Raw genomic sequence first — 689 nt, forward strand, 5'->3', positions numbered from 1 at the left:
GAGGCGAGGCGCACGCGCGCCTGGCTGCGCATCGCATGCGCAGGCGCGGCGCTCGCGTTGCTTGCCGCCTGCGACAAAAAACCGGCCCCGGCGCCGCGCGCAGCGATCGAGGTCACGGTGATGACCGTGACGCAGCGCGATACCCCGGTCGAATACGAGTTCACCGCGCAGACGCAAAGCTCGCGCGAAGTCGAGATCCGGGCACGCGTCGATGGCTTTCTGGAGAAGCGCGTCTACACGGAGGGCGCGCTCGTGAAGGCCGGGCAGACGCTTTTCCTGATGGATACGAAGCCGTTCGAAGCGACGCTCCAGTCGGCGCGCGGCGAGCTCTCGCAGCAGATGGCGCGGCTTTCGGTCGCGAAGGCCAATCTCGCCCGCGTGGTGCCGCTCGTGGCGCAGAACGCGTTGAGCCAGAAGGATCTCGACGATGCCACCGGCAGTGACAAGGAAGCCGAAGCCGCGGTGATCGCCGCACGCGGACAGGTCCGCACCGCCGAACTCAACCTGAGCTACACGACGATCAAATCGCCACTCACGGGCCTCTCGAGCTTCGCGCGCCAGCAGGACGGCAGTTACGTCACGGCGACCTCGACGGGCCTGCTGACTTACGTCTACCAGCTCGATCCGATGTGGGTGAACTTCAGCATCTCGGAGAACGAGATCCTGTCATATCGCGATCAGGAAGCGAA

1 protein-coding gene is annotated in these 689 nt (G+C 65.6%); it reads left to right on the top strand.

Translation table 11 applies throughout. The annotated features are described in order from the left end of the window. Positions 1 to 24: 24 nt before the first annotated feature. Positions 25 to 689 (top strand): efflux RND transporter periplasmic adaptor subunit (locus AWB67_RS39050; RefSeq protein ID WP_125477914.1); only part of this gene is annotated, 665 nt, incomplete at its 3' end.

Origin of the sequence: Caballeronia terrestris (assembly GCF_001544515.1) — a bacterium.
In the GTDB taxonomy this organism is placed as follows: Bacteria; Pseudomonadota; Gammaproteobacteria; order Burkholderiales; family Burkholderiaceae; genus Caballeronia; species Caballeronia terrestris.